Source organism: Geodermatophilus saharensis (assembly GCF_900188205.1).
GTDB classification, from domain to species: Bacteria; Actinomycetota; Actinomycetes; order Mycobacteriales; family Geodermatophilaceae; genus Geodermatophilus; species Geodermatophilus saharensis.
Window position 1 is genome coordinate 209777 of record NZ_FZOH01000007.1, and the last position, 24664, is coordinate 234440.

The following is a 24664-nucleotide window of genomic DNA, read 5'->3' on the forward strand; positions in this document are numbered from 1 at the left end:
CGGTCCCCCCACCTACCGTGACGGGGTGCCCCCCTCCGGAGTGAAGCCCGCCCGCCCCGCCCACCGCTGCACCGAGTGCGGCTACGCGTCGGCCAAGTGGGTCGGCCGCTGCCCGGAGTGCCAGGCCTGGGGCACGCTGCAGGAGGTCGGCGCCACGGCGCCGGCGCTGCGGGCGGTCGCCGCGGGCCCGGTGACCGCGCCGGCGCGGCCCATCGCCCAGGTCGAGCTCACCGGCGCCCGCGCGGTGCCCACCGGCATCGCGGAGTTCGACCGGGTCCTCGGCGGCGGCCTCGTCCCGGGCGCGGTCGTGCTCGTCGCCGGCGAGCCGGGCGTGGGCAAGTCCACGCTGCTGCTCGAGGTGGCCCACCGGGTGGCCGCGTCCAACGGCCCCACGCTGGTCGTGTCCGGCGAGGAGTCCGCGGCCCAGGTGCGGTTGCGCGCCGAGCGCATCGACGCGCTGCACGAGCGGCTGTACCTGGCGGCGGAGACCGAGCTGTCGGCCGTCCTCGCCCACGTCGAGCAGGTGTCGCCCTCGCTGCTGGTCCTCGACAGCGTGCAGACCGTCCGCTCCCCCGCCGTCGACGGCACCGACGGCGGCGCCTCGCAGGTGCGCGCGGTCGCCACGGCGCTGACCGCCGTCGCGAAGTCCCGCGGGATGACGACGATCCTGGTCGGGCACGTCACCAAGGACGGCGCGATCGCCGGCCCGCGGGCACTCGAGCACCTCGTCGACGTCGTCGTCTCCTTCGACGGCGAGCGGCACTCCACGCTGCGCCTGGTGCGGGCCACCAAGAACCGGTTCGGCCCGGCCGACGAGATCGGCTGCTTCGAGATCGGCGACGGCGGCGTGGTGGGCGTGCCCGACCCGTCGCACCTGTTCGTCTCCCGCCGCACCGCGTCGGTGCCCGGCAGCTGCGTCACGGTGACGATGGAGGGCAGCCGGCCGCTGCTGGCCGAGGTGCAGGCGCTGGTCGCCACCAGCGCCGGCGGCGGCTCGCCCCGCCGCGCGGTCAGCGGGCTGGACTCGCAGCGGGTCGCCATGGTCAACGCCGTCGTCGAGCGGCGCGGCGGGGTGCGGCTGGCCGACGCCGACGTCTTCGCCGCCTCGGTGGGCGGGGTGAAGATCGCCGAGCCCGCGGCCGACCTCGCGCTGGCGCTGGCCATCGCCTCGGCGTCGCGGGACACCCCGCTGCCCGAGGGGATGGTGGCGCTGGGGGAGGTCGGCCTGTCCGGGGAGATCCGGCGGGTCGGCGGCACCGCGCGGCGGCTGGCCGAGGCGGCCCGGCAGGGCTACCGGCTGGCGCTGGTGCCGCCGGACGCGGGGCCGGCGCCGAAGGGCATGCGGCTGATGGAGGTGCCCGACCTGGGCGCGGCGCTGGCGGGGCTGTTCCCGGGCTGAGCCCGGTCGTGCGCCCCGCTCGCGACCGGCCCCGCGGGGTGACCCGTAGAATCGCGGCCAACCGCGTCGACGTCAGGAGTGCCCGTGCCCCCCGCTGTGGACTCCGAGGTCGCTCTGCGCGAGCTCCTCGGCCGCATCGCCCCGGGGACGGCGCTGCGCGACGGCCTGGAGCGGATCCTGGCCGGCCGCACCGGCGCGCTGATCGTGCTGGGCTACGACCGGGTCGTGGAGTCCATCTGCACCGGCGGGTTCGCCCTCGACGTCGCCCTGTCGGCCACCCGGCTGCGCGAGCTGGCCAAGATGGACGGCGCGGTCATCCTCTCCTCCGACGGCCTGCGCATCGTGCGGGCGGGCGTACACCTCATGCCCGACCCCACGGTCCCCACCGAGGAGTCGGGCACCCGCCACCGGACCGCCGAGCGGGTGGCCGTGCAGACCGGCTTCCCGGTCATCTCGGTCAGCCAGTCGATGCACATCATCAGCGTCTACGTCGCCGGCCGCCGGTACACCCTCGAGCACCCGACGACGATCCTCGCCCGCGCCAACCAGGCACTCGCGGCGCTGGAGCGCTACAAGCTGCGCCTCGACGAGGTGGCCAGCACGCTGTCGGCGCTGGAGATCGAGGACCTGGTCACCGTGCGCGACGCGATGAGCGTCAGCCAGCGGCTGGAGATGGTCCGCCGGATCGCCGACGAGATCGAGGGCTTCGTCGTCGAGCTCGGCACCGACGGCCGGCTGCTGGCGCTGCAGCTCGACGAGATGCTCGCCGGGGTGGAGGAGGACCGCGCGCTGCTGGTCCGCGACTACATGCCCGGCGGCGCCGCGCGGCGGCCGCGCACCATCGAGGACGTCCTCGCCGAGCTGCGCACGCTGTCGGCCACCGAACTGCTCGACCTCTCCGCGGTCGCCCGCTGCTACGGCCTGCCCACCACCCCCGACGCGCTGGACTCCCCCGTGAGCCCGCGCGGCTACCGGCTGCTGGCGCGGGTGCCGCGCCTGCCGGCCGCGATCATCGACCGGCTGGTCGAGCACTTCGGCGGGCTGCAGAAGCTGCTGGCCGCCACCATCGAGGACCTGCTGGCCGTCGAGGGGGTCGGCGAGGCCCGCGCCCGCGGCATCCGCGAGGGCCTGTCGCGGCTGGCCGAGACCTCGATCCTCGACCGCTACAGCTGAGTGAGGACCCTCCTGCCCGCCACCGCTCGCACGCTCGCGGTCGGACCCTGCAGGAGGGCCGTTCCGGCCGGTCACCACGAGGGCTGCGCCCTCAGGTGATCTGCAGGGGAGCGTCCGGGCTGGTCTTGGTGTCCAGCCGCGCCCGCACCACGTAGCTGCCCGGCGCCACCGGCACGCGCGCCGCGGTGCAGGTCGGCTCGCTGGTCAGGCCGCTCCACGTCAGCGGGAAGACGACCTGCTCACCCGGCGCGAGCGTGCGGGTGTCGCTGCTGGTCTCGGGCTGGCAGTCGTTGCTCCCCCACAGCCGCGCGCCGGCGGCGTCGAGCAGCACCATCTCCTGCAGCTGCTTGTCCAGCACCCGGGTGCAGGGCACGGCCGCGGTGTTGGTGACAACGAGCTCGAGCACCGGTGCCGACCCCGAGGGCGCGCTGCCGGGCGTGCGCACCTCGAGGGCGACGACGTCGTCGCCGCACGGGGCACCGGCCTCCTGGGCGGGCGGTGCGGGCGGCTGCGGGGCGGGTGGGGTGGTGCTCGGTGGCGGGGTCGGCGTCTGCACGCCGGCCAGCGAGGGCACCACCCGGTCGAGGGCGGGGGTGCCCACCGGCGAGGACGACGCCGCGGAGCCGGCCGCCGCGGCGGTGTCCCCCGATCCGGTCAGCAGCGAGACGCCGAGCCAGCCGCCCCCGCCGAGCACGACCAGGAGGACGAGCAGCACCAGGAGTCGCCGTCGCCAGTAGACGGCGGCCGGCAGGGGTCCGACCGGGTGCAGCACGAGTCGGACCGTAGTCGGCCCCGCCGCGGACCACCGCACAGGGCACGCCGCGGCTGGCGCCGGGCACACTGGACCCCCGTGAGCAGCACGGCCGGACTCGGCGACGCCCTCGTCGACTGGTACGACACCGCCGCCCGCGACCTGCCGTGGCGGCGTCCCGGCGTGGACCCGTGGGCGGTGCTGGTCAGCGAGGTGATGCTGCAGCAGACGCCGGTGGCGCGGGTGGAGCCGGTGTGGACCGCGTGGATGGCCCGCTGGCCCACGCCGGCCGACCTGGCCGCCGCCTCCCCGGCCGAGGTCATCCGCGCGTGGGGCAAGCTCGGCTACCCGCGCCGGGCGCTGCGGTTGCGCGAGACCGCCGTCGCCCTCACCGAGCGGCACGGCGGGACCGTCCCGGCCGACGTGGCGGCCCTGGAGGCGCTGCCGGGTGTCGGCACCTACACCGCCCGGGCGGTGGCCTGCTTCGGCCACGGACAGCCTCAGCCGGTGGTGGACACCAACGTGCGGCGGGTGGTGGCGCGGCTGGTGCACGGCCGCGCCGAGGCGGGCACCGCCCGGGCCGCCGACCTCGCCGACGTCGCGGCACTGGCGCCGGCCGACCGGGAGCGGGCGTGCCGCTTCTCGGTGGCGGCGATGGAGCTCGGCGCGCTGGTCTGCGTGGCCCGCACGCCGCGCTGCGCCGTCTGCCCGGTGCGCGAGCGCTGCGCCTGGCGGCTGGCCGGCTGCCCGGCCGCCGACGGGCCGCCGCGGCGGGTGCAGCGCTTCGCCGGGACCGACCGGCAGGTGCGCGGCCGGCTGCTCGACGTGCTGCGGGCCGCACACGGCCCGGTGCCCGCCGAGGCCCTCGACGCCGCGTGGGACGACGCCGCCCAGCGGTCCCGCTGCCTGGACTCGCTGCTCGCCGACGGGCTGGTCGAGCAGACCGACGACGGCCTGTTCCGGCTCCCCCACTGACCGGCCCCGCGCCGCCACCCGCAACCGATCCGGTCGTGCGACGACCCCGCGGCACGGTTCACTGGGACCCGTGCAGCTGCCCGCGGGACTCACCGCCCGACCCCTGACCGGGGACGACGCCCGCGCGGTGTACGAGGTGATGGCCGCGCAGGAGCAGCACGACATCGGGCTCGTCGAGATCGAGGAGGCCGACATCGTCGGGGACTGGCAGCGCCCCAGCTTCGAGTCGCGGCCGGCACGCTCGGCGTCTTCGACGGCGACCGGCTCGTCGCCTACGCGGAGGTCTCCGGCGAGGGGCGCGGGGACGCCGCCGTGCACCCGCGGTACCGCGGACGGGGCATCGGGACGGCGCTGGCCGCCTGGACCCGGCAGCGGGCCCGCGAGCGCGGCGCCCACGTCTTCGGCATGTCCGTGCCGCAGGGCTCCCCCGCGGACGTCCTGCTGGCCGACCTCGGCTACCACGTGCGGTGGACCTCGTGGCTGCTGGAGCTCCCCGAGGACAGGCGGATCGAGACGCAGCCGCTGCCCGACGGGTACGCCATCCGGACGGCGGACGGCGAGGCCGACCACCGGGCCGCCTGGACGGTGGTCGAGGACGCCTTCCTCGAGTGGTCGCAGCGGGACCGCCGGTCGTTCGAGGACTTCGCCGCGACGACCGTGCGCCGGCCCGGGTTCGAGCCGTGGCACCTGCGGGTCGTCGTGGACCACCGTGGCGACGTGGTGGGGGCGTGCTTCCTGGTCACCGGCGGCCGGGACGGCTACGTCGACAGGCTGGCGGTGCGCCGTGACCGGCGCGGGCTCGGTCTGGCCCGGGCCCTCCTCGCCGACGCCTTCGCGAACGCCCGCCGGCACGGCGCCACGCGCTGCGAGCTGTCCACCGACTCCCGTACCGGCGCCCTCGGCCTCTACGAGCGGGTGGGCATGGTGGTCACCGGGACCTGGGTGCACCGCGCCGTGGACCTGGGACCGGTCGCCGTCCCCCGCTGACCGGACCACGGGTCGCGGAGACGACACCGGCCGGCGACGTCGTCGCGGGGGGCCCGGCCGCCCGCCGTCCTCCCTCACCGCCGGGCGTCCTCCCTCACGTCCCACCGTGCGGGAGGAGGCGCCACGATCAGGTCCCTGCTCCTGGCGCGGGCCCGGACGCGGCGAGGGCCGCCCCCCGCGGTGCGGGAGACGGCCCTCGTCGATGGTGCGGGTGGAGCTACTTCTTCTCCAGGGACGTGGTGCCGCCCTGGCCGTCCTCGTCGTCGCCGACGGTCAGCGCGACCGGGGGCGTGTCCGGCAGGTCGATCGGCTTGGCCTCGCCGCGGAAGGTGAACTTCGCGGTCGGGCCCTCGCCCTCGACGTCCACCACGATGATCTGACCGGCGGTCAGCTCGCCGTAGAGGATCTTCTCCGACAGCGCGTCCTCGATCTCGCGCTGGATGGTCCGGCGCAGCGGCCGGGCACCCAGCACCGGGTCGAACCCGCGGGCCGCCAGCAGCTTCTTGGCGTCCTGCGTGATCTCCAGGGACATGTCCTTGTTCGCCAGCTGGCCCTCCACGCGGGCGACCATGAGGTCGACGATCTGGATGATCTCGTCCTCGGTGAGCTGGTGGAACACGACGATGTCGTCGATCCGGTTGAGGAACTCCGGCCGGAAGTGCTGCTTGAGCTCCTCGTTGACCTTGTTCTTCATCCGCTCGTAGTTGGACTGGGTGTCGTTGCCGACCTGGAAGCCCAGCCCCACGGCCTTGGAGATGTCGCGCGTGCCGAGGTTGGTCGTGAGGATCAGGATCGTGTTCTTGAAGTCCACGATCCGGCCCTGACCGTCGGTGAGCCGGCCGTCCTCGAGCACCTGCAGGAGCGTGTTGAACACGTCCGCGTGCGCCTTCTCGATCTCGTCGAAGAGGACCACCGAGAACGGCTTGCGCCGCACCTTCTCGGTCAGCTGGCCGCCCTCGTCGTAACCCACGTAGCCGGGAGGGGCACCGACGAGGCGCGACACGGTGAACCGGTCGTGGAACTCGCCCATGTCGATCTGGATGAGGGCGTCGTCCTCGCCGAAGAGGAACTGCGCGAGCGCCTTGGCGAGCTCGGTCTTACCGACACCCGAGGGGCCGGCGAAGATGAACGAGCCACCGGGGCGGCGCGGGTCCTTGAGGCCCGCGCGGGTGCGCCGGATCGCCTGGCTGACGCTCTTGATGGCCTCTTCCTGGCCGATGATCCGCTTGTGGAGCTCGTCCTCCATGCGGAGCAGACGCGTGGTCTCCTCCTCGGTGAGCTTGAAGACGGGGATGCCGGTCCAGTTGGCCAGCACCTCGGCGATCTGCTCGTCGTCGACCTCCGCGACGACGTCCATGTCGCCGGCCTTCCACGCCTTCTCGCGCTCGGCCTTCTCGCCCAGCAGCTGCTTCTCGCGGTCGCGCAGCGACGCCGCCTTCTCGAAGTCCTGCGCGTCGATCGCGGACTCCTTCTCGCGGCGGATGCCGGCGATGCGCTCGTCGAACTCGCGCAGGTCCGGCGGCGCGGTCATCCGCTTGATCCGCATCCGGGCGCCGGCCTCGTCGATCAGGTCGATCGCCTTGTCGGGCAGGAAGCGGTCGGAGATGTACCGGTCGGCCAGCGTGGCGGCGGCGACGAGGGCGCCGTCGGTGATGCTGATCCGGTGGTGCGCCTCGTAGCGGTCGCGCAGGCCCTTGAGGATCTCGATCGTGTGGGTGAGCGTCGGCTCGCCCACCTGGATCGGCTGGAAGCGCCGCTCGAGCGCGGCGTCCTTCTCCAGGTGCTTGCGGTACTCGTCGAGCGTGGTGGCGCCGATGGTCTGCAGCTCACCGCGGGCCAGCATCGGCTTGAGGATGCTGGCGGCGTCGATCGCGCCCTCGGCGGCACCGGCACCGACGAGGGTGTGGATCTCGTCGATGAACAGGATGATGTCGCCGCGGGTGCGGATCTCCTTGAGGACCTTCTTCAGGCGCTCCTCGAAGTCACCGCGGTAGCGCGACCCGGCGACGAGGGCGCCGAGGTCGAGGGTGTAGAGCTGCTTGTCCTTCAGGGTCTCGGGGACCTCGCCCTTGACGATGGCCTGGGCCAGGCCCTCCACGACGGCGGTCTTGCCGACGCCGGGCTCGCCGATGAGGACGGGGTTGTTCTTGGTCCGCCGCGAGAGGACCTGCATGACCCGCTCGATCTCCTTGGCGCGCCCGATGACCGGGTCGAGCTTGGAGTCGCGCGCGGCCTGGGTCAGGTTGCGGCCGAACTGGTCGAGCACCAGCGAGGTCGACGGGGTGCCCTCGGACGGGCCGCCGGCCGCGGCCGGCTCCTTGCCCTGGTAGCCGGAGAGCAGTTGGATGACCTGCTGGCGGACGCGGTTGAGGTCGGCACCCAGCTTGACCAGGACCTGCGCGGCGACACCCTCGCCCTCGCGGATCAGGCCGAGCAGGATGTGCTCGGTGCCGATGTAGTTGTGGCCGAGCTGCAGGGCCTCGCGCAGGGACAGCTCGAGGACCTTCTTGGCCCGCGGCGTGAAGGGGATGTGGCCGGAGGGGGCCTGCTGACCCTGGCCGATGATCTCCTCGACCTGCTGGCGGACGCCCTCGAGCGAGATGCCGAGGGACTCGAGGGCCTTGGCAGCGACGCCCTCACCCTCGTGGATCAGGCCCAGGAGGATGTGCTCGGTGCCGATGTAGTTGTGGTTGAGCATCCTGGCCTCTTCCTGCGCCAGGACGACCACCCGTCGGGCTCGGTCGGTGAACCGTTCGAACATGCGCTGCTTCTCCTCTGACCGGCTGGTCCGGCACTGCCCTCCCCGTTCCTGGGGAGGAGCACCCGACGTCCGTCGGCGCGCTGGGGCACCGGTCTTTCCACTGTAGTCACGGACCACGCCGTCCTGTCGGCCTCGACCGGCGGGCGGTGGGTGGCTGCCCGGTCCAACCGATGGTGCCGTGGCGGTGTTCCGATCCGGTTACGCCGACAGCGGACGGCGCGTCGCGACCAGGAGACGCCGACGGCCCGGCACCCGAGTGGGTGCCGGGCCGTCGTGACGTGCTGGACGGCCCCCTCGCAGGGGCCCACCCCGAGCGGGGTGACGTGCTGAAACGGCCCCCTCGCAGGGACCCGCCCCGAGCGGGGTGACGTGCTGGAACGGCCCCGCTGCAGGGGCCCACCGCGAGCGTGCGAGCGGTGGGGGGCAGCGGGGTCCTTCGTCAGTGGGCGGCTTCGTAGGCCTCGACGACGCTGGCCGGGATGCGGCCGCGGTCGCTGACGTTGTGGCCGTTCTTGCGGGCCCAGTCGCGGATGGCGCCGGCCTGCTCCCGGTCCATGCGGCCGCCACCACCGGTGGCGCGCGAACGGCCGCCGCCGGAGGCCCGGCCACCACCGCCGCGGCTCACCTTGCGGGCGGCCTGCACGTACCGGGAGAACGTGTCCCGCAGTTCCGTGGCGTTCTTCTCCGACAGGTCGATCTCGTAGCTGGTGCCGTCGAGGGAGAAGCTCACCGTCTCGTCGGCGGGGACGTCCTCGTCGAGGTCGTCACTCAGGATCACCTGCACCTTGCGCGCCATTCTTCTGCCTCACTCCTCCTCGGCCCCGCGGCCGGACGATTGGTCGCCGTCGTGGACGACGTGGCCATTCCACCACACGGAAGGGCGAGAAGACGATTAGCCCACCGCAGTTCGCCCAATACGGGGAGGAATCGTCCGTTCGTGAGAGTCGGTATCAGGAAATGGGCCGCACCAAAGGGAACAGGATCGTCTCCCGGATGCCGAGACCGGTGAGCGTCATCATCAGCCGGTCGATTCCCATGCCGACGCCGCCGCTGGGCGGCATGCCGTACTCGAGGGCCTCGAGGAAGTCCTCGTCGAGCACCATCGCCTCGGGGTCGCCCGCGGCGGCCAGCAGCGCCTGCTGGGTGAACCGCTCGCGCTGCACGACCGGGTCGACCAGCTCGGAGTACCCGGTCCCGCGCTCGACGCCGCCGATGTAGAGGTCCCACTTCTCGGCCAGCCCCGGCGTCGTGCGGTGCGCCCGGGTCAGCGGCGAGGTGTCGACCGGGTAGTCGACGACGAACGTCGGCGCCTGCAGCGAGTCCTGGACCAGCGCCTCGAACAGCTCCTCGACCACCTTGCCGGGCAGCCACGCGGGGTCCACGCCGACGTCGTGCCGCCCGGCGAGCGCGCGCAGGTGCTCCACCGGCGTCTCCGGCGTGACCTCCTCGCCGACGGCGTCGGAGACCAGCGAGTACAGCGGCACGTGCGGCCACTCCCCGGACAGGTCGATCTCGGTGCCGTCGTGGTGGCGGGCGACGTGGTCGCCGAACAGCGCCGCGCAGCACTCCTGCACCAGCTCGCGGGTGGTGCGCGCGACGTCGGTGTAGTCCGCCCACGCCTCGTAGAACTCCAGCATCGCGAACTCCGGGGAGTGCGAGCTGTCGGCGCCCTCGTTGCGGAAGTTCCGGTTGATCTCGAAGACCTTCTCCAGGCCGCCCACGATGCACCGCTTGAGGAACAGCTCCGGTGCGATGCGCAGGTACAGGTCGAGGTCGAAGGCGTTCATGTGGGTGCGGAACGGCCGGGCCGCGGCGCCGCCGTGCACCGTCTGCAGCATCGGCGTCTCGACCTCGAGGAAGCCCCGGCCGGTCAGGCCGGCCCGCAGCGCGGCCACGACCGCGGCCCGCTGGCGGACGGTGCGGCGCGCCTCGTCGCGGACGATGAGGTCGACGTAGCGGCGGCGCACCCGCAGCTCCTCGCTCATCGGCTTGTGCGCCACCGGCAGCGGGCGCAGCGCCTTGGCCGCCATCCGCCAGGAGTCGGCGAACACCGACAGCTCGCCGCGCCGCGACGTGCCGACCTCGCCCTCGACGAAGACGTGGTCGCCGAGGTCGACGTCGGCCTTCCAGGCGTCGAGCGCCTCGGCGCCGACCCGGTCGCGCGAGAGCATGACCTGCAGCTCGGCGTCGCCCTCGCGCAGGGTCGCGAAGCACAGCTTGCCGGTGTTGCGGCTGAAGATGACCCGGCCGGTGACGCCCACCCGGTCCCCGGTCAGCGTGTCCGGCTCCAGGTCGGGGTGCGCCGCGCGGACGTCGGCCAGCGAGGTCGTGCGGGCCACCGTGACCGGGAAGGGGTCCGTGCCGGCCTCGCGCAGCCGGTCGAGCTTGGCGCGCCGCACGCGCATCTGCTCGGGGAGCTCGTCGTCCAGCGGGCCGGGGGGTTCGTCGGTCACGGCGCCCGAGCCTACGGCCGTGCGCCGCGCCACCCCGGCGGTCACCGGCGGCCGGCGGCCTGGGAGCGCTCGAAGGCCAGCCGCAGCCCGTGGACGGTGAGGTCGGGCTCGCGGGCGGCGATCGACCGGCAGCTGTCGGCGACCAGGGGCGCCAGCCCGCCGGTGGCGACGACGACCGGCTCGCGGCCGAACTGCGCCACGAGTTCGCCGCCGATGCGGTCGACGAGCCCGTCGACGAGGCCGGCGAAGCCGAGGACGACGCCGGACTGCAGCGCCGCGACGGTGTTCTTGCCGATCGCCTGCGGCGGGACGGTGAGCTCGACCGAGCGCAGCTGCGCCGCCCGGGAGGCCAGGGCCTCCAGGCTGACCTCCAGGCCCGGCGCGAGCGCACCGCCGAGGAACTGCCCGTCCGGGCCCACGGCGTCGACGTTGGTGGAGGTGCCGAAGTCGACGACGACGACCGGCCGGGTGCGCCCGTCCGGGGCGGTGCCCAACAGCTCGTGGGCGGCCAGGGCGGTGACGACGCGGTCGGCGCCCACCTCGCGGGGGTTGTCCACGTGCAGCGGGACGCCGGTGCGCACGCCCGGGCCGATGAGCACGACCGGCACCTCGAGGGAGTCCAGCAGCCGGCGCAGCGCCGGCAGCAGCGCGGGCACGGTGGAGCAGGCGGCCACGCCGGTCACCTCGGTGTCGCGCAGCAGGCCGCGCCACAGCATCCGCAGCTCGTCGGAGGTGGCCCGCGCGTGCGTCGTCACCCGCCAGCACCCCACCCGCCGGGCGCCGTCGAAGGTGGCCAGCACGGTCTGGCTGTTGCCGACGTCGACGGTGAGCAGCACCGGGCTCAGCTCCGCAGGTCGAGGGCGAGGTCGAGGATCGGCGAGGAGTGCGTGAGCGCGCCGACCGACAGGAAGTCCACGCCGGTCGCGGCGACCTCCCGGGCGACGGCGAGGGTCAGCCCGCCGGTGGCCTCCAGCTCCGCGCGGCCGCCGACCAGCGCCACGACCTCGCGCAGCTGCGCGGGGGGCATGTTGTCCAGCAGCAGGAAGTCCGCGCCGGCCTCGACCGCCTCCAGCGCCTGCGCCGGGGTGTCGGCCTCCACCTGCACCGGCACCCGCGGCGCGCGCTCGCGCACCGCGGCGACGGCGGCCGCCACCGAGCCGGCGGCCGCGACGTGGTTGTCCTTCACCATCGCGACGTCGTAGAGGCCCATCCGCTTGTTCGACCCGCCGCCGCAGCGCACGGCGTACTTCTCCAGCGGGCGCAGGCCGGGCGTGGTCTTGCGGGTGTCGAGGACCACCGCACCGGTGCCGGCCACTGCGTCGACCCAGGCGCGGGTGGCGGTGGCGATGCCGCTGGCCCGGCTGGCGATGTTGAGCGCGCTGCGCTCGGCGGCCAGCAGCGCCCGCACCGGGCCGCGGACGGTGAGCAGCACGTCGCCCCGGGCGACCCGGTCACCGTCGGTGGCGCCGGCGGTGAGCGTCGCGCCGGGCGCCAGCCGGGTGAGCACCCGCGCGGCGACCGGCAGGCCGGCGGCGACGCCGTCGGCGCGGGCGACGAGGTCGGCGGTGCCGTACTGGGCGGGCGGCACGGTGGCGGCGCTGGTGACGTCGAGGGCGACGGCGAGGTCGGGTTCGCTGGGCAGCACCGCGCCGCCGGCGAGGTCCTCGGCCAGCGTGCGCTCGACGAGGTCGTCGACCCAGGCCTCCGTCAGCCCGGTGCCCGCCAGCGAGCGCGGGTCGGCGCTCACCACGGGGTTCCCACCGGCGCGCCGACCGGGCGGTGGGTCAGCGTCAGCCGCCCGTCGCCGTCGAGGCGGACGTCGAGGTGCACCCGCCACCGCTCCTCGCTGTCGGGGTGGTCCTCCCGCCAGTGGCAGCCGCGGGTCTCCTCGCGGGCGGTGGCCGCGGCGGCCAGCGCGCTTGCGACGGTGAGCAGCCCGGTGGCCTCCCAGCTCTCGACTCCGGGCGCCGCGCCCGGACCGCCGGCCAGGGAGGCGGCCAGCCCGGCCAGGGTGTGCGTGGCCTCGGCCAGCCCGGTGCCCGAGCGCAGCGCCGCGACCCGGGCCGACATGGTGTCGGTGACCGCCCGGCGGCCGGCCGGGTCGAGCAGCCCGCCCGTCGCCGGTGCCGCCGCCACCGCGGGAGCCGACGGCGGGAGGGCGCGGGCCAGGTCCGCACCGATGCGGGCGGCGAACACCAGCCCCTCCAGCAGCGAGTTCGACGCCAGCCGGTTGGCCCCGTGCACCCCGGTGCAGGCCACCTCGCCGCAGGCGTAGAGGCCGGGGACGGTGGTGCGCCCGGACAGGTCGGTGACCAGCCCGCCGGAGGCGTAGTGCGCGGCGGGGGTGACCGGCACCAGCTCGGTGACCGGGTCGACGCCGCCGGCCCGGCAGCGCGCGACGATGGTCGGGAACCGCTCGGCCACCCCGGGGATCCCGCGGGCGTCGAGCCACACGTGGTCGACGCCGTCGCGCAGCTGCACCCGGGTGATCGCCTTGGCGACGACGTCGCGCGGGGCGAGCTCGGCCAGCGGGTGCACGCCGAGCATGAACCGCTCGCCCGTGTCGTCGCGCAGCACCGCACCCTCGCCGCGCAGCGCCTCGCTGACCAGCGGCTGCTGCCCGCGCACGCCGGGGCCCAGGTACAGCGACGTCGGGTGGAACTGCACGAACTCCAGGTCGGTGGCCACCGCGCCGGCGCGCAGGCCCAGCGCCACGCCGTCCCCGGTGGAGACCGGCGGGTTCGTGGTGGCGGCGTAGACCTGCCCCATCCCCCCGGTGGCGAGCACGACCGCGCGGGAGCGCACCGCGCCGACACCGTCCTCGGTGCCCTCCCCGAGGACGTGCAGGGTGACCCCCGCGGCGCGGCCGGTGGCGTCGGTGAGCAGGTCGAGCACCATCGCGTGCTCGACGAGGGTGATGGCCGGGTCGGCGTGCACCGCCTCGCACAGCGCGCGCATGACCTCGGCCCCGGTCGCGTCGCCGCCGGCGTGCACGATCCGGTCGGCGGTGTGCCCACCCTCGCGGGTCAGCAGCAGCCGGCCCTCGGCGTCGCGGTCGAAACCGGCGCCCCACCCGATGAGCTGGTGCAGGCGGGCCGGGCCCTCGGTCACCAGGGCGCGCACGGCGGCCGGCTCGCACAGCCCGACGCCGGCCACCTCGGTGTCGCGGGCGTGCGCCTCCGGGGTGTCGGCGGGGTCGAGGACGGCGGCGATGCCGCCCTGCGCCCAGCGGGTCGAGCCGTCGTCGACCCGGACCTTGGTGACGACGGCGACCGACAGGCCGGCCGCGCGCGCGTGCAGCGCCACGCACAGCCCCGCGACGCCGGAGCCGACGACGCAGACGTCGGCCGACAGCTCCCACCCGGGCGCCGGGGCGGCGAGCCGGGTGGGCAGCCCCGTGACGGTCGGCGCCGCGAGCGAGGTCACCGGACCGGCACGCCCAGGTCGCTGCGCCGCTGGTCCGCTGCGCCCGGCACGGGGGCTGACGGGTCGCCACCCAGCTCGACGACGCGGTTGGCGCCGTCGACGTGCACGACCCTGGGGATGAAGGACTTCGCCTCGGTCTCGTCCATCAGGCCGTAGCTGATGAGGATGACCAGGTCGCCGGGGTGCACCAGGTGCGCGGCGGCGCCGTTGATGCCGATGACGCCGCTGCCCCGCTCGCCGGGGATGACGTAGGTCTCCAGCCGGGCCCCGTTGGTGACGTCGACGATGGCGACCTGCTCGCCGGGGAGCAGGTCGGCGGCGTCGAGCAGGTCCTCGTCGATCGTCACGGAGCCGACGTAGTGGAGGTCGGCCTGGGTCACCGTCGCCCGGTGGATCTTGGACCTGAGCATCGTGCGCATCATCGGTGGCCTCCCAGCAGGACGGCGGTGTTGTCGAGGAGTCGGGTGCTGCCGGCGCGGACGGCGACCAGCAGGCGGGCGGGGCCGGCCGCGGGCGCGGGGCCGAGGTGGGGGTCGGTGAGCTCGAGGTAGTCGGGCACCAGCTGCGGCGCGGTGGCGAGGACCTCCCGCGCGGCGGCGAGGACGGCCTCGGCGCCTCGCGGGCCGGCGTCGGCCCCGGCGCGCAGCGCCCGGTTCACCGTGGCGGCGCGGGCGCGCTCCCCGGGCGAGAGGTAGCGGTTGCGGCTCGACAGCGCCATGCCGTCGTCCTCGCGGACGGTGGGCACACCGACGACCTCCACCGGCAGCGCCAGCTCGCGGACCATGGCCCGGACGAGGGTGAGCTGCTGGTAGTCCTTCTCGCCGAAGACCGCGAGGTCCGGCCGGGCCAGGCCGAACAGCTTCGCGACGACGGTGAGCACGCCGGCGAAGTGCCCGGGCCGCACCGCGCCCTCGAGCACCGCGCCCCGCGGGCCGGGGTCGACGGTCACGCCGAGCGCGCCGGGCGGGTACACCTCGTCGACCGGCGGGTGGAAGACGACGTCGGCACGCTCCTCGGTGAGCGCGTCGAGGTCGGCGTTCCAGGTGCGCGGGTAGCGGTCGAGGTCCTCGCCGGGGCCGAACTGGGTCGGGTTGACGAACACCGAGACGACCACGCTCCCGGCGCGCTCGCGGGCGGTGCGCACCAGCGTGCGGTGACCCTCGTGCAGCGCGCCCATGGTGGGCACCAGGGCGACCGGGCCGGGCAGCCCGGCGACGACCTCCCGCAGCTGCGCCGCGGTCTCGGCGACGACCGGCCGGGTGCTCGTGGTCACCGCGAGCCCGCCGGGTCGGCGGCCTCGTACAGCAGGTCGAGCAGCGGGGCGCCCTCGTGCCGCTTGAGCCGGCCGGCGGCCACCGCACGCTCGGTGGTGCGCTGCGCCATCGCGACGTAGGCGGCGACCGACGCCGGAGCCCGGTCGGTGAGCGTCTCGAGGTGGTCGGCGACGGTGCCGACGTCGCCGCGGCTGACCGGCCCGGTGAGCCCGCGGTCGCCGCGGCGCAGCCCGTTGTCCAGCGCGGCGGTGAGCAGCGGGGCGAGCACCCGGGCGGGGCTGTCGACGCCGGCGGCGCGCAGCAGGTCGGCGGCCTCGGCCACGAGGGTGACCAGGTGGTTGGCGCCGGTGACCAGCGCGGCGTGGTAGAGCCGCCGGTCGTCCTCGGCGACGAAGAACGGCTCGCCGCCCATCTCGAGCACCAGGGTCTCGGCGACCGGCCGGTGGGCGGGCCGGCTGGTCACGCCGAAGGGGGTGCCGGGCAGCCGGTCGGCGTCCTCGGGGACGCCGGTGAAGGTCATGGCCGGGTGCAGGGCGAGCGGCAGGACGCCGGCCCGCTCGGCGGGCTCGAGGGCGGACAACCCGTGGGCGCCGGAGGTGTGGAAGGCGATCTGGCCGGCGCGCCAGGAGCCGGTGCCGGCCAGGCCGGCGACCAGCCCGGTGAGGGTGTCGTCGGGGACGGCGAGGACGACGAGGTCGGCCGCGGCGACGACCTCGTCGGCGGGCAGCAACGGGACGCCGGGCAGCAGCCGGCGGGCGCGCTCGGCGGAGGCGGCGGACAGGCCGGAGGCGGCGACCACGTCGTGGCCGGCGGCGGCGAGGGCGGCGCCGAGGACGGCGCCGACGCGGCCGGCACCGATGATCCCGACCCGGAGCCGGGCGGGGGCGCTGTCGGCGGGCGGGAGCCCGGCGGCGCGGGGGGTCCTGCGGGCAGCAGGCATCGCGGTCACCTCTCGTTCCAGTCCCTCGCGGGTACCGGACTCGGTGGCCGGGCCGTCGTCGTCGACGCCCCGGAGGGGTGCGGGTGGTGCTCGGGTGTGCCGGCGGGGCGCCCGCTGCGACCGGGTGTGTCACGCGGACGGCTCGCTGATGGCGAGTGTGGGTCGGCCCGCCGCCGGTGGCAACGCGCCGCCCTGTGGAGTGGGTCACGGTGCCCGGGTCGGAGGCCGCCCGCGGGCGCTCCCTACCGTGGGCGGCGGCACCGGCGCCGACGCGGCCGCCGGCGGACACGAGGGGGCTGGCGTGGGCACGTTCGAGGGACGCACGGCACTGGTCACCGGCGGCAGCCGCGGCATCGGGCTGGCGATCGCGCGCAGCCTGGTGGACCGGGGCGCCCGGGTGGTGCTCACCGCGCGGAAGCCGGAGGCGCTGCAGGAGGCGGTCGCCGCGCTGGGCGGCCCGGAGGTCGCGGTGGGCGTGGCCGGGAACGCCGGTGACGCCGCGCACCGCGCCGAGGCGGTGCGCACCGCCGTCGAGCGCTTCGGCAGCCTCGACCACCTGGTCGGCAACGTCGGCATCAACCCGGTCTACGGCCCGATGGTCGACCTCGACCTCGACGCCTTCCGCAAGATCCTCGACACCAACGTCGTCGGCACGCTGGGCCTGGTGCAGGAGGCCTGGCGGGCGTGGATGGCCGAGCACGGTGGCTCGGTGCTGGTGGTGGCCTCGGTGGCCGGGCTGAAGTCCTCGCCGATGATCGGCGGCTACGGCGTGAGCAAGGCGGCGCTGGTCAACCTGGTCACCCAGCTGGCCGTGGAGCTGGGGCCGAGGGTGACGGTCAACGGGGTGGCCCCGGCCGTGGTCAAGACCCGCTTCGCCGGCGCGCTGTACGAGGGACGCGAGGAGGAGGCCGCCCGCGCCTACCCCGCCGGCCGGCTCGGGGAGCCCGAGGACGTGGGCGAGGCCGCGGCCTACCTGCTGGGCGCCGGCTGGGTCACCGGGCAGACCCTGGTGCTCGACGGCGGCGCGCTCTCCCGGGGTCCGGCCTGACGGCCGAGCACCCGGGCCAGCACGTCCTGGTCCGGTGTGCCGTCGTCCGACCCGTCGTCGCGGTAGCGGCGCCGGCGACCGCCGGGCCGCACGCCGCTCTCGGCGAGGATCTCCGCGAGCCGGGCGGCGCCCGGGTCGTCGGGTGAGCCCGCGGCCGGTCCGGCGGGCACGGCCGTGGTGCCGGCGTGGCCGGCCGCGACGGTGTGCACGGCGGGGCGCTGCACGGTCGGCCGCTCGTAGGTCGCCGGGGCGTGCGGCGCGGCCGGCGCATCGGTGCGGCGGCGGGCCGGGTGCCCCCGGTCGGCGGCCGGCGGAACCGGGACGGCGGGCAGCGGGCGGGCCACCGGCGCGGGCTCCGGCGCGGCCGGGACGGCGACGGGAGCGGGCGGGGCGGGGACGGCGGGCCAGTCGCCCGTCAGCTCGCGGGCGACGTCGGCCGACCACGCCGCGGTGGCCGGCTCCAGCGGCTCGCGGCCGGGCCCGGTGCGGACCGACTGGGCGTGCATCACCACCCGCTCGACCCGCATCTCCCCCGAGAGCGGGCCGGCGAGCCGGTCGCCCAGCTCGGCGCGCAGCCGCCCGACGTCGGCCCGCAGCGCACCCAGCCCGGCCAGCCCGGCGTGCAGCTCGGCGTGCAGCGCCCCGGTCGCGGCCACCTCGCGGCGCAGCGCGTCGAGTCCGGACAGCCCCTCGCGCAGGCCGGCGACCTCCGCGCGCAGGGCCTCGAGCTCCCGGCGGACGGCGGCCTCGGCGTCGCGGCGCACCTGCTCGGTGCGCCTCCGCTCGGTCTCGCGCAGGGTGTCGAGGTCGCGCCGGTGGGCGGCGCGGAGCTCGGCCTCCCGCTGGGCCCCGACGGCCGAGCCCGTCCCGGCCGGGCCGGCGGCTCCGGGCGTGCGGTCGTCGTCGCGGGCGGGGCGGGCGGGGCGGGCGGTGGCGAAGGCGGCCAGCAGGCAGGCCCAGGCGACGGCGACCACCGCGACGCGCAGCACCTGCGGGTCGTCGCTGAGGAACACCACCGCGGTGGCGCCGACGGCGGCGACGCAGCCGAGCGCCAGCCCCGCGACCCGCCGGGACGACCGGGGCCCGCCGTTGCCCTCCCCCGTCGTCCGCACGGCACCCAGGGTAACGGTGAGCGAGGCCCTGACCGCGGCACGCAGTCGTCCCGTGTGCCGCGCGCCCCGCCCGCATGCGGCGGCCTCGCTCCCCGGGTAAGCAGGTGTGGTCCGCGACACGCGCCGGCTCGGCCCCTCTGCAGGGTCCCGCCGCGAGCGTGCGAGCGGCGGGACCCTGCAGAGGGGTCCTCCTACTGGGCGAGGGCGCCGTCGGAGCTGAAGACCAGGCCCATCGAGACCTCGCCCTGCTGGATCGCGGCCTTGGTGGCCGGACCACCGGCGTCGAACTCGCGGAACTCGGCGAACTCCAGGCCGTAGGTCTGCTCCAGCCCCGGCTGGCAGTACGGCCGGGTCGGGCACTCCGCCGGGCCGCCGAGGACCAGCGAGCCGTCCCCGCAGGCGTCGGCGAGCTCGGACAGCGTGCTGACGCCCAGCTGGTCGGCGAACTCCTGCGTCACCGCGAAGGCGTTCTGGTCGGCGGCCTCCGACGGGGTGCCGAAGGTGAGGCCGACCTGGTCGGCCAGCGGCTGGAGGGCGTCGCGGGTGGCCTGGGCGTCGCCGCTGGCGATCGGCGCGGCGTCGGGGCCGTTGACCTGGCGGTTGACGGCCTCGGTGACGGTGGCCAGGTACTCGGGGAACACCTGCAGGTCGGTGCCGGAGATGAGGGCCGGCAGGTAGAGGTCGCGGTTGCCGACCTCGCGCACGCTGGCGTCGAAGCCGGCGGCGTCGAGGACCCCGGCGTAGACGTTGGCCAGGATGGTCGACTCGGTGAAGTTCCCGGCGCCGACGATGATCGGCCCGCTGCCCTGCTCGAGCCCGTCGGTCACCCCGCTCTCCTCGACCCACGCGGCGGCGACGTCCTCGGCGCTCTGCCGCTCGAGGTCGACCGCCGCGTTCATCTCGATGAGCTGGTCGGTGGTCAGCGCCGCGGAGACCGCGTCGAGGGCCGGCAGCAGGGCCGGGTTCGCCGCGGCGGTGGCCGAGGTGACCGCGGGGACGATGTTGTCGGCGTTCTGCAGCTGCTGGTCGTCCTCGAGGACGACCAGCTGGTCGCCGGCCACCGGGGCACAGGCGTCGCCGCTGGCGGCCGAACCGCTGGCGGTGGAGCCGCCGGTGCCGGAGGACCCCGACTCGCCACAGGCGGCGGTGAGCAGCAGCCCGGCGAGGAGGAGGGGGGCGAGTGCGCGTGGCTGACGCATGCTGTCCGCCTTCTGTGTCCCGTGCGGCGTGGGCCGCGACGCGTGTCTGGCGGGGGTTCCCGCGCGCACATGCAACCGTCCACGCTCGGCGCGGGGCAATGACGGCACGGATGTGTTGTCCGGTCGTTACACGGGAGCGCTCAGCCGGGGACCGGCCTCACAGCGGAACGCCGCTGGCCGTCGGTTCCGGAACGCCGCCGGGCGTCTTCGAGGCCCTGACGTGCAGGAAGGGCAACCGGCGGGGTCCGGGGGTGACCGCCCACGACAGCAGCGCCAGCAGCGCCTCGGTGAGCAGCGCCAGACCGGCCACGAGGATCGCCCCGGCGATCATGACGCCGTAGTCCTGCTGGCCGAAGCCGAGGTTGATCAGCCGGCCCAGCCCTCCCCCGCCGACCAGCGCGGCCAGCCCCGCCGTCGCCACCACCTGGACGGCGGCGGTGCGGATGCCGGTCATCACCAGCGGCAGGGCCAGAGGCAGCTCCACCCGGCCGAGCACCTGCACCCGGCTCATGCCCATGCCGCGGGCGGCCTCGCGGACCTCGGGGTCGACGCCGCGGAACCCGACGAAGGTGTTGGTCAGGATCGGCGGGACGGCGAAGACGGCCAGCGCGATCGTCGTCGCCCGGTTGCCGAACCCGATCGGGCTGACCGCGAAGAGGGTGAGCAGCGCCAGGGTGGGCACCGCGCGGCTGACGTTGGACAGCACGACGACCACCCCGCCGCCGCGGCGCGAGGCGCCCAGGGCGGTGCCGACCGGCAGCGCGACGACCATCGCCGCCAGCACCGCGACGGCCGAGATGACCAGGTGCTCGACGGCGAGGTCGGCGATCCCGTTCGGCCGCGTCCAGTTGAACGGGTCGTTGAGGTACACCAGCGCCCGCGAGAAGTCGTTCACGCCCGCACCGCCCGCGTCCAGGGGGTCAGCGCCCGCTCCGCCGCGGCCAGCAGCACGTCGGCCAGCAGTGCGAGCAGCACGCAGCCGACCGCGCCGGTGACGATCTCGGCGCGGTAGAAGTTCGCGGCGAACCCGCCGGTGATCAGCTGACCCAGCCCGCCGTGGCCGACCAGGACGCCGACCGTCGTCAGCGCCACGGTGGACACCGTCGCGATCCGCAGCCCGGCCATGAAGGCCGGCAGCGCGAGGGGCAGGTCCACCCGGCGGAACGTCTGCGCCGCCGACAACCCCATCCCGCGCGCGGCCTCGCGGACGTCGGCGGGGACGCCCTGCAGGCCGGCGAGGAAGTTGCGCACCAGGATCACCAGCGAGTACGCGACCAGGCCGACGAGCACGGTGTTCGACGACAGCCCGGTGAAGGGCACCAGCAGCGCGAACAGCGCCAGCGACGGGATCGTGTAGACGACGGTGGACAGCCCCAGCACCGGTGCCGACAGGTAGCGGCTGCGGCGGGCGACCAGCGCCAGCGGCAGCGCGAGGGCCGCGCCGATGACGACGGCGAGCACGGTGAGCCGGACGTGCTCGCCGGTGTAGGACAGGATGGTGTCCCAGTTGTCGGTCACGTAGGACGGGTCGAACCAGGGGTTCGGTGCCTCGTCCACCGCGAGCAGCCCCACCACGGGGTCGCTCACCGCGTCCAACAGAGGGCGCGCACCGAGGGAGGTCACCCCGTGGACGCTACTGCCGCCCGGGCCCCGCACAGCAGTGCTCCCGACGGCACCGCGCAGGAGATCCGGCTCGAGGGGGTGAGCAAGACCTACCCCGACGGCACCGTCGGCGTGGCGCGGCTGGACCTGACCTTCGCCGCCGGTGAGCTCAGCGTCCTCGTCGGGCCCTCCGGCTGCGGCAAGACCACGACCATGAAGATGATCAACCGGGTGATCGAGCCGACGACGGGCCGGATCCTGCTCGGCGGCGAGGACGTCACCCGCGTCGACGCCGACCGGCTGCGCCGCCGCATCGGCTACGTCATCCAGAACGTCGGGCTGTTCCCGCACCAGACGGTGCGGGCGAACGTGGCCACGGTGCCGCGGCTGCTCGGCTGGGACAGGCGGCGCACCCGCGAGCGGGTCGACGAGCTGCTGACCACGGTGGGCCTGGACCCCGCCGTCCAGGGCGACCGCTACCCCGCCCAGCTCTCCGGCGGGCAGCGGCAGCGGGCCGGCGTGGCGCGGGCGCTGGCCGCCGACCCCGCCGTCCTGCTCATGGACGAGCCGTTCTCGGCGGTCGACCCGGTGGTGCGCGAGCGGCTGCAGACGGAGTTCCTCCGGCTGCAGGAGACGGTGCGCAAGACGATCGTGTTCGTCACCCACGACATCGAGGAGGCCGTCCGCATCGGCGACCGGATCGCGGTGATGAGCTACGGCGGGCACGTGGAGCAGTTCGCCGCGCCCGCCGACCTGCTGGGCCGCCCGGCCAACGAGTTCGTCGCCGACTTCGTCGGGGCCGACCGCGGGCTCAAGCGGCTGGCGGTCACCGGCATCTCGGTCGACGACCTGGAGCGGCCGCCGGTGGTGCACGTCGCCGACGGGCTGGCCGACGCGCGGGCCTCGATGGCCGCCGTCGGCGCCCGGTGGGCCGTCGTCCTCGACGACGACGGCCGGCTGCACGGCTGGCTGTCGGCCGAGCGCGCCCACGGCGCCGGCACCGTGGGGTCGGCGGCGCGCCGGATGGACGCCTGGGTGCCGGTCGACGCGACGCTCAAGACGGCGTTCTCGACGATGCTGCAGCACGAGGCCGGCTGGGTCGCGGTGCTGCACGGCGACGTCTTCCTCGGGGTGCTCACCCCCGAGTCGCTGCACCGGGCGCTGCGCCGGTCGGTGGAGGGCACGGCCCCCGAGACGGCCGGCGCCGCCGTACCCGGACGCTAGGCGCGGGCGCCGTCGCCCGGCGGCTCGTCGTCGCCGTCGGGCGGGACCCGGCAGACCGACTCCAGCCACAGCGCCGCCGCGGTCAGCGCCGCGGCGCACGCGATCCCGACGACGGCGGTGACGGTGTCGCTGCCGGCGGCCGAGAGCCGCGACACCGACGGCGCCACGTGCAGCAGCACGCCGGCCCACACGCCGGTGAAGACGGCGCCCACGTAGGCGCTGGCCTGGGCGAGCACCGCCAGGCGGGCGACCAGCATCGGCTCGACCGGGCGCACCAGCGGGGCGCCGGGCTCCTCGCGGCGCGGCCCGCCGCGGCGGGCGGCGCGCTGGGCGGCGAGGCGGCCGCGCAGGGTGCGGGCGCCGAGCGCCTCCGCGACCGCCAGCACGGCCAGCGGCACCGGCAGCCACCAGCGCAGCGGCGGCAGCGACCCGTAGGTGGCCCGCACGACCAGCCAGGCGGCCAGCGCCAGCCCGGCGGTGACCACCACCAGGTCGCGGCGGTTGACCGGCCTCACCGCAGGTGCTCCCACGGCACGACCGCGGCGACGTCCGCCGGCGGCAGCGCGGCCACCAGGTCGGCCACGGGGCCGCGGCCGGGCAGGACGGCGGCGGGGTCCAGCGACAGCCACGGCACCAGTACGAACGCGCGCTCGTGGGCGCGCGGGTGCGGCAGCGTGAGGACCGGGTCGTCGGTGAGCACCGGGGTGCCGTCGTCGCCGGTCACCGTGACGACGTCGACGTCGAGGGTGCGCGCCCCCCAGCGGACCTCGCGGGTGCGCCCGGCGGCCTGCTCGAGCTCGTGGGCGCGGGCGAGCCAGCCGGCGGCGTCGCGGTCGCCGCGGACGACCACCACGGCGTTGAGGTAGGGCGGCTGCTCGACCGGACCCCACGGCGGGGTCTCGTAGAGCCGGGAGCGGGCGACCAGCCCGTCGGCCCGCAGCGCCTCGATGGCGCCGCGCAGCGCCCCGGCGCGGTCGCCGAGGTTGGCGCCCAGGGACAGGACGGCGCGGCTCATCAGGACCGCCCTTCGAGTTCCGTCCCCCGGCCCTCTCCGGAGGCTCCCCCGAGCGTGCGAGGGGAGAGGGGGAGAGGGTCCTTCGTGCGCCGGATGGTCACGGTGACGTCGTCGAAGGGGACGCCGAGGTCGGCCTGCGGCTTGTGCACGGTGATCTCGGCGGCCTGCACGAGCGGGTCGGCCAGGCAGACGTCGGCCAGCCGCCGGCACAGCGTCTCGAGCAGGTCGACCGGCTCGCCGGTGAGCACGGCGTGCAGCCGCTGCGCGAGCTCGGCGTAGTTGACCGTCAGCGCGAGGTCGTCGGTGGCGGCGGCCGGGGCGGTGTCGACCTCGAGGACGGCGTCGACGGAGAAGGTCTGCCCGTTCTCGCGCTCGAAGCCGTAGACGCCGTGGTGGGCGTGCGCGGTCAGCCCGCGGACGGCGATCCGGTCGGGGGTGGCGCGGCCGGGGGTGGGCTGCTCAGTCACGGCGGGCCTCCTCGCGGGCGCGCTGGACGGCGGCCACCGTGCGGACGGCGTCGGCGGAGGCGGCGGCGTCGTGGACGCGCACCCCCCAGGCGCCGGCCTCGGCGGCCAGGACGGTGGTGGCGAGGGTGGCGGCGTCCCGCCCGGCCGCGGGGCGCGGCGCCCCGTCGGGGCCGGCGAGCAGCCGGCCGAGGAAGGACTTGCGGGAGCTGCCGACCAGCACCGGCAGGCCGAGGGCGACCACCCGGGGCAACGCGGCGAGCAGCGCCCAGTTGTGCCCGGCCTGCTTGGCGAACCCCAGGCCCGGGTCGAGCACGAGCTGGGTGGCGTCGACCCCGGCGGCCAGCGCGGCGTCGACCCGCGCGGACAGCTCCGCGCAGACCTCGCCGACGACGTCGTCGTACTCCGCGCGGGCGTACATCTCCCGGCTGTGGCCGCGCCAGTGCATGAGCACCCACGGGACGCCGGCGTCGGCGACCAGCGCGGCCATCCCGTCGTCGGCCAGCCCGCCGCTGATGTCGTTGACCAGCACCGCCCCGGCCGCCAGCGCCGCCTGGGCGACCTCGGTGCGGGTGGTGTCGACGCTGGCCCGGACCCCGGCGGCGGTCAGGTCCCGGACGACGGGGACGACGCGGCGGCGCTCCTCGGCGGCGTCGACCCGGTCGGCGCCGGGGCGGGTGGACTCACCGCCCACGTCGACGTAGTCCGCGCCCGCGGCGGCCATCGCCAGGCCGTGCGCGACCGCGGAGTCCCGGTCGGCGAAGCAGCCGCCGTCGGAGAAGGAGTCGGGCGTGACGTTGAGGACGCCCATCACCACGCACCGCCCCGGGTGCAGCAGCTGCGCCCCGGGCGCGTTCACCG

At 75.9% G+C, this 24664-nt stretch carries 24 protein-coding genes; 6 read left to right on the plus strand and 18 right to left on the minus strand.

Annotation, left to right across the window (positions count from 1 at the left end; translation table 11 throughout):
- Window positions 1-25 precede the first annotated feature (25 nt).
- Both radA and disA read left to right on the plus strand, forming a co-directional pair.
- Window positions 26-1399: a DNA repair protein RadA gene (radA, locus tag CHC04_RS17490; RefSeq protein WP_089405207.1), complete on the plus strand. Its 1374-nt coding sequence runs from the start codon at window positions 26-28 to the stop codon at window positions 1397-1399.
- 84 nt (window positions 1400-1483) lie between these two features.
- Window positions 1484-2572 carry a DNA integrity scanning diadenylate cyclase DisA gene (disA, locus tag CHC04_RS17495; protein WP_089405208.1) on the plus strand — a complete coding sequence of 363 codons (1089 nt, stop codon included), beginning with the start codon at window positions 1484-1486 and terminating at the stop codon, window positions 2570-2572.
- Between the two features lie 91 nt (window positions 2573-2663).
- Here disA and CHC04_RS17500 read toward each other — a convergent pair whose 3' ends face one another.
- Window positions 2664-3344 (minus strand): MucR family transcriptional regulator, encoded by a 681-nt coding sequence (locus CHC04_RS17500; RefSeq protein ID WP_089405209.1) that lies wholly within the window; start codon window positions 3342-3344, stop codon window positions 2664-2666.
- Between the two features lie 78 nt (window positions 3345-3422).
- Between CHC04_RS17500 and CHC04_RS17505 the strand changes: the two genes are divergently transcribed.
- Entirely contained in the window at window positions 3423-4298 is an 876-nt protein-coding gene (locus CHC04_RS17505) for an HhH-GPD family protein (RefSeq protein WP_089405210.1), read from the plus strand.
- Window positions 4299-4502: 204 nt separating this feature from the next.
- Window positions 4503-5285, plus strand: a complete 783-nt coding sequence (locus tag CHC04_RS17510) for a GNAT family N-acetyltransferase (protein ID WP_281252254.1) — start codon at window positions 4503-4505, stop codon at window positions 5283-5285.
- 217 nt (window positions 5286-5502) lie between these two features.
- On the opposite strand, the gene CHC04_RS17515 is transcribed toward CHC04_RS17510, so the two are convergent.
- From CHC04_RS17515 to CHC04_RS25375, 9 genes are all read right to left on the minus strand, one after another.
- On the minus strand, window positions 5503-8046 hold the full coding sequence (locus CHC04_RS17515; RefSeq protein ID WP_089405211.1) for an ATP-dependent Clp protease ATP-binding subunit: 2544 nt from the start codon (window positions 8044-8046) through the stop codon (window positions 5503-5505).
- 439 nt (window positions 8047-8485) lie between these two features.
- On the minus strand, window positions 8486-8842 hold the full coding sequence (locus tag CHC04_RS17520) for a histone-like nucleoid-structuring protein Lsr2 (protein WP_089405212.1): 357 nt from the start codon (window positions 8840-8842) through the stop codon (window positions 8486-8488).
- Between the two features lie 154 nt (window positions 8843-8996).
- A complete protein-coding gene (gene lysS, locus CHC04_RS17525) occupies window positions 8997-10499 on the minus strand; it encodes a lysine--tRNA ligase (RefSeq protein WP_089405213.1) in 1503 nt (500 codons plus the stop codon).
- A 41-nt stretch (window positions 10500-10540) separates the two neighbouring features.
- Window positions 10541-11335: a type III pantothenate kinase gene (locus CHC04_RS17530; protein ID WP_089405214.1), complete on the minus strand. Its 795-nt coding sequence runs from the start codon at window positions 11333-11335 to the stop codon at window positions 10541-10543.
- Between the two features lie 5 nt (window positions 11336-11340).
- Entirely contained in the window at window positions 11341-12246 is a 906-nt protein-coding gene (gene nadC, locus CHC04_RS17535) for a carboxylating nicotinate-nucleotide diphosphorylase (protein ID WP_245817381.1), read from the minus strand.
- A complete protein-coding gene (locus CHC04_RS17540; protein WP_089405215.1) occupies window positions 12243-13925 on the minus strand; it encodes an L-aspartate oxidase in 1683 nt (560 codons plus the stop codon). The genes nadC and CHC04_RS17540 overlap by 4 nt, the downstream gene beginning before the upstream one ends.
- Complete coding sequence (panD, locus tag CHC04_RS17545; RefSeq protein WP_281252252.1) at window positions 13922-14335, minus strand: aspartate 1-decarboxylase; 414 nt, start codon at window positions 14333-14335, stop codon at window positions 13922-13924. The genes CHC04_RS17540 and panD overlap by 4 nt, the downstream gene beginning before the upstream one ends.
- A gap of 8 nt (window positions 14336-14343) precedes the next feature.
- A complete protein-coding gene (gene panC, locus CHC04_RS17550) occupies window positions 14344-15198 on the minus strand; it encodes a pantoate--beta-alanine ligase (protein ID WP_089405217.1) in 855 nt (284 codons plus the stop codon).
- Window positions 15195-16139 carry a Rossmann-like and DUF2520 domain-containing protein gene (locus tag CHC04_RS25375; RefSeq protein WP_089405297.1) on the minus strand — a complete coding sequence of 315 codons (945 nt, stop codon included), beginning with the start codon at window positions 16137-16139 and terminating at the stop codon, window positions 15195-15197. Before CHC04_RS25375 ends, panC begins: the two co-directional genes overlap by 4 nt.
- A 301-nt stretch (window positions 16140-16440) precedes the next feature.
- On the opposite strand from CHC04_RS25375, the gene CHC04_RS17560 reads away from it, so the two are divergent.
- The gene (locus CHC04_RS17560) at window positions 16441-17187 is read left to right on the plus strand and encodes an SDR family oxidoreductase (RefSeq protein ID WP_217897427.1); all 747 of its coding nucleotides are present in this window, start codon (window positions 16441-16443) and stop codon (window positions 17185-17187) included.
- Here CHC04_RS17560 and CHC04_RS17565 read toward each other — a convergent pair.
- From CHC04_RS17565 to CHC04_RS17580, 4 genes are all read right to left on the minus strand, one after another.
- Complete coding sequence (locus CHC04_RS17565) at window positions 17109-18299, minus strand: hypothetical protein (protein WP_089405218.1); 1191 nt, start codon at window positions 18297-18299, stop codon at window positions 17109-17111. The genes CHC04_RS17560 and CHC04_RS17565 overlap by 79 nt on opposite strands.
- 191 nt (window positions 18300-18490) lie before the next feature.
- Window positions 18491-19498 carry a glycine betaine ABC transporter substrate-binding protein gene (locus CHC04_RS17570; RefSeq protein ID WP_089405219.1) on the minus strand — a complete coding sequence of 336 codons (1008 nt, stop codon included), beginning with the start codon at window positions 19496-19498 and terminating at the stop codon, window positions 18491-18493.
- 157 nt (window positions 19499-19655) lie between these two features.
- Window positions 19656-20393: an ABC transporter permease gene (locus tag CHC04_RS17575; RefSeq protein WP_089405220.1), complete on the minus strand. Its 738-nt coding sequence runs from the start codon at window positions 20391-20393 to the stop codon at window positions 19656-19658.
- Window positions 20390-21085 (minus strand): ABC transporter permease, encoded by a 696-nt coding sequence (locus CHC04_RS17580; protein ID WP_217897428.1) that lies wholly within the window; start codon window positions 21083-21085, stop codon window positions 20390-20392. The genes CHC04_RS17575 and CHC04_RS17580 overlap by 4 nt, the downstream gene beginning before the upstream one ends.
- A gap of 39 nt (window positions 21086-21124) precedes the next feature.
- On the opposite strand from CHC04_RS17580, the gene CHC04_RS17585 reads away from it, so the two are divergent.
- Window positions 21125-22324 (plus strand): ABC transporter ATP-binding protein, encoded by a 1200-nt coding sequence (locus CHC04_RS17585; protein ID WP_176450067.1) that lies wholly within the window; start codon window positions 21125-21127, stop codon window positions 22322-22324.
- Here CHC04_RS17585 and CHC04_RS17590 read toward each other — a convergent pair.
- Genes CHC04_RS17590 through folP form a run of 4 tightly spaced genes read right to left on the minus strand, consistent with a single transcriptional unit; the run spans window position 22321 to window position 24662 of the window.
- A complete protein-coding gene (locus tag CHC04_RS17590) occupies window positions 22321-22839 on the minus strand; it encodes a DUF3180 domain-containing protein (RefSeq protein WP_089405221.1) in 519 nt (172 codons plus the stop codon). The genes CHC04_RS17585 and CHC04_RS17590 overlap by 4 nt on opposite strands.
- The gene (gene folK / locus CHC04_RS17595) at window positions 22836-23339 is read right to left on the minus strand and encodes a 2-amino-4-hydroxy-6-hydroxymethyldihydropteridine diphosphokinase (RefSeq protein WP_089405222.1); all 504 of its coding nucleotides are present in this window, start codon (window positions 23337-23339) and stop codon (window positions 22836-22838) included. Before folK ends, CHC04_RS17590 begins: the two co-directional genes overlap by 4 nt.
- On the minus strand, window positions 23339-23806 hold the full coding sequence (folB, locus tag CHC04_RS17600) for a dihydroneopterin aldolase (protein WP_089405223.1): 468 nt from the start codon (window positions 23804-23806) through the stop codon (window positions 23339-23341). Before folB ends, folK begins: the two co-directional genes overlap by 1 nt.
- Window positions 23799-24662, minus strand: coding sequence for a dihydropteroate synthase (gene folP, locus CHC04_RS17605; protein ID WP_281252253.1), 864 nt, complete (start codon window positions 24660-24662; stop codon window positions 23799-23801). The genes folB and folP overlap by 8 nt, the downstream gene beginning before the upstream one ends.
- Window positions 24663-24664: the final 2 nt, after the last annotated feature.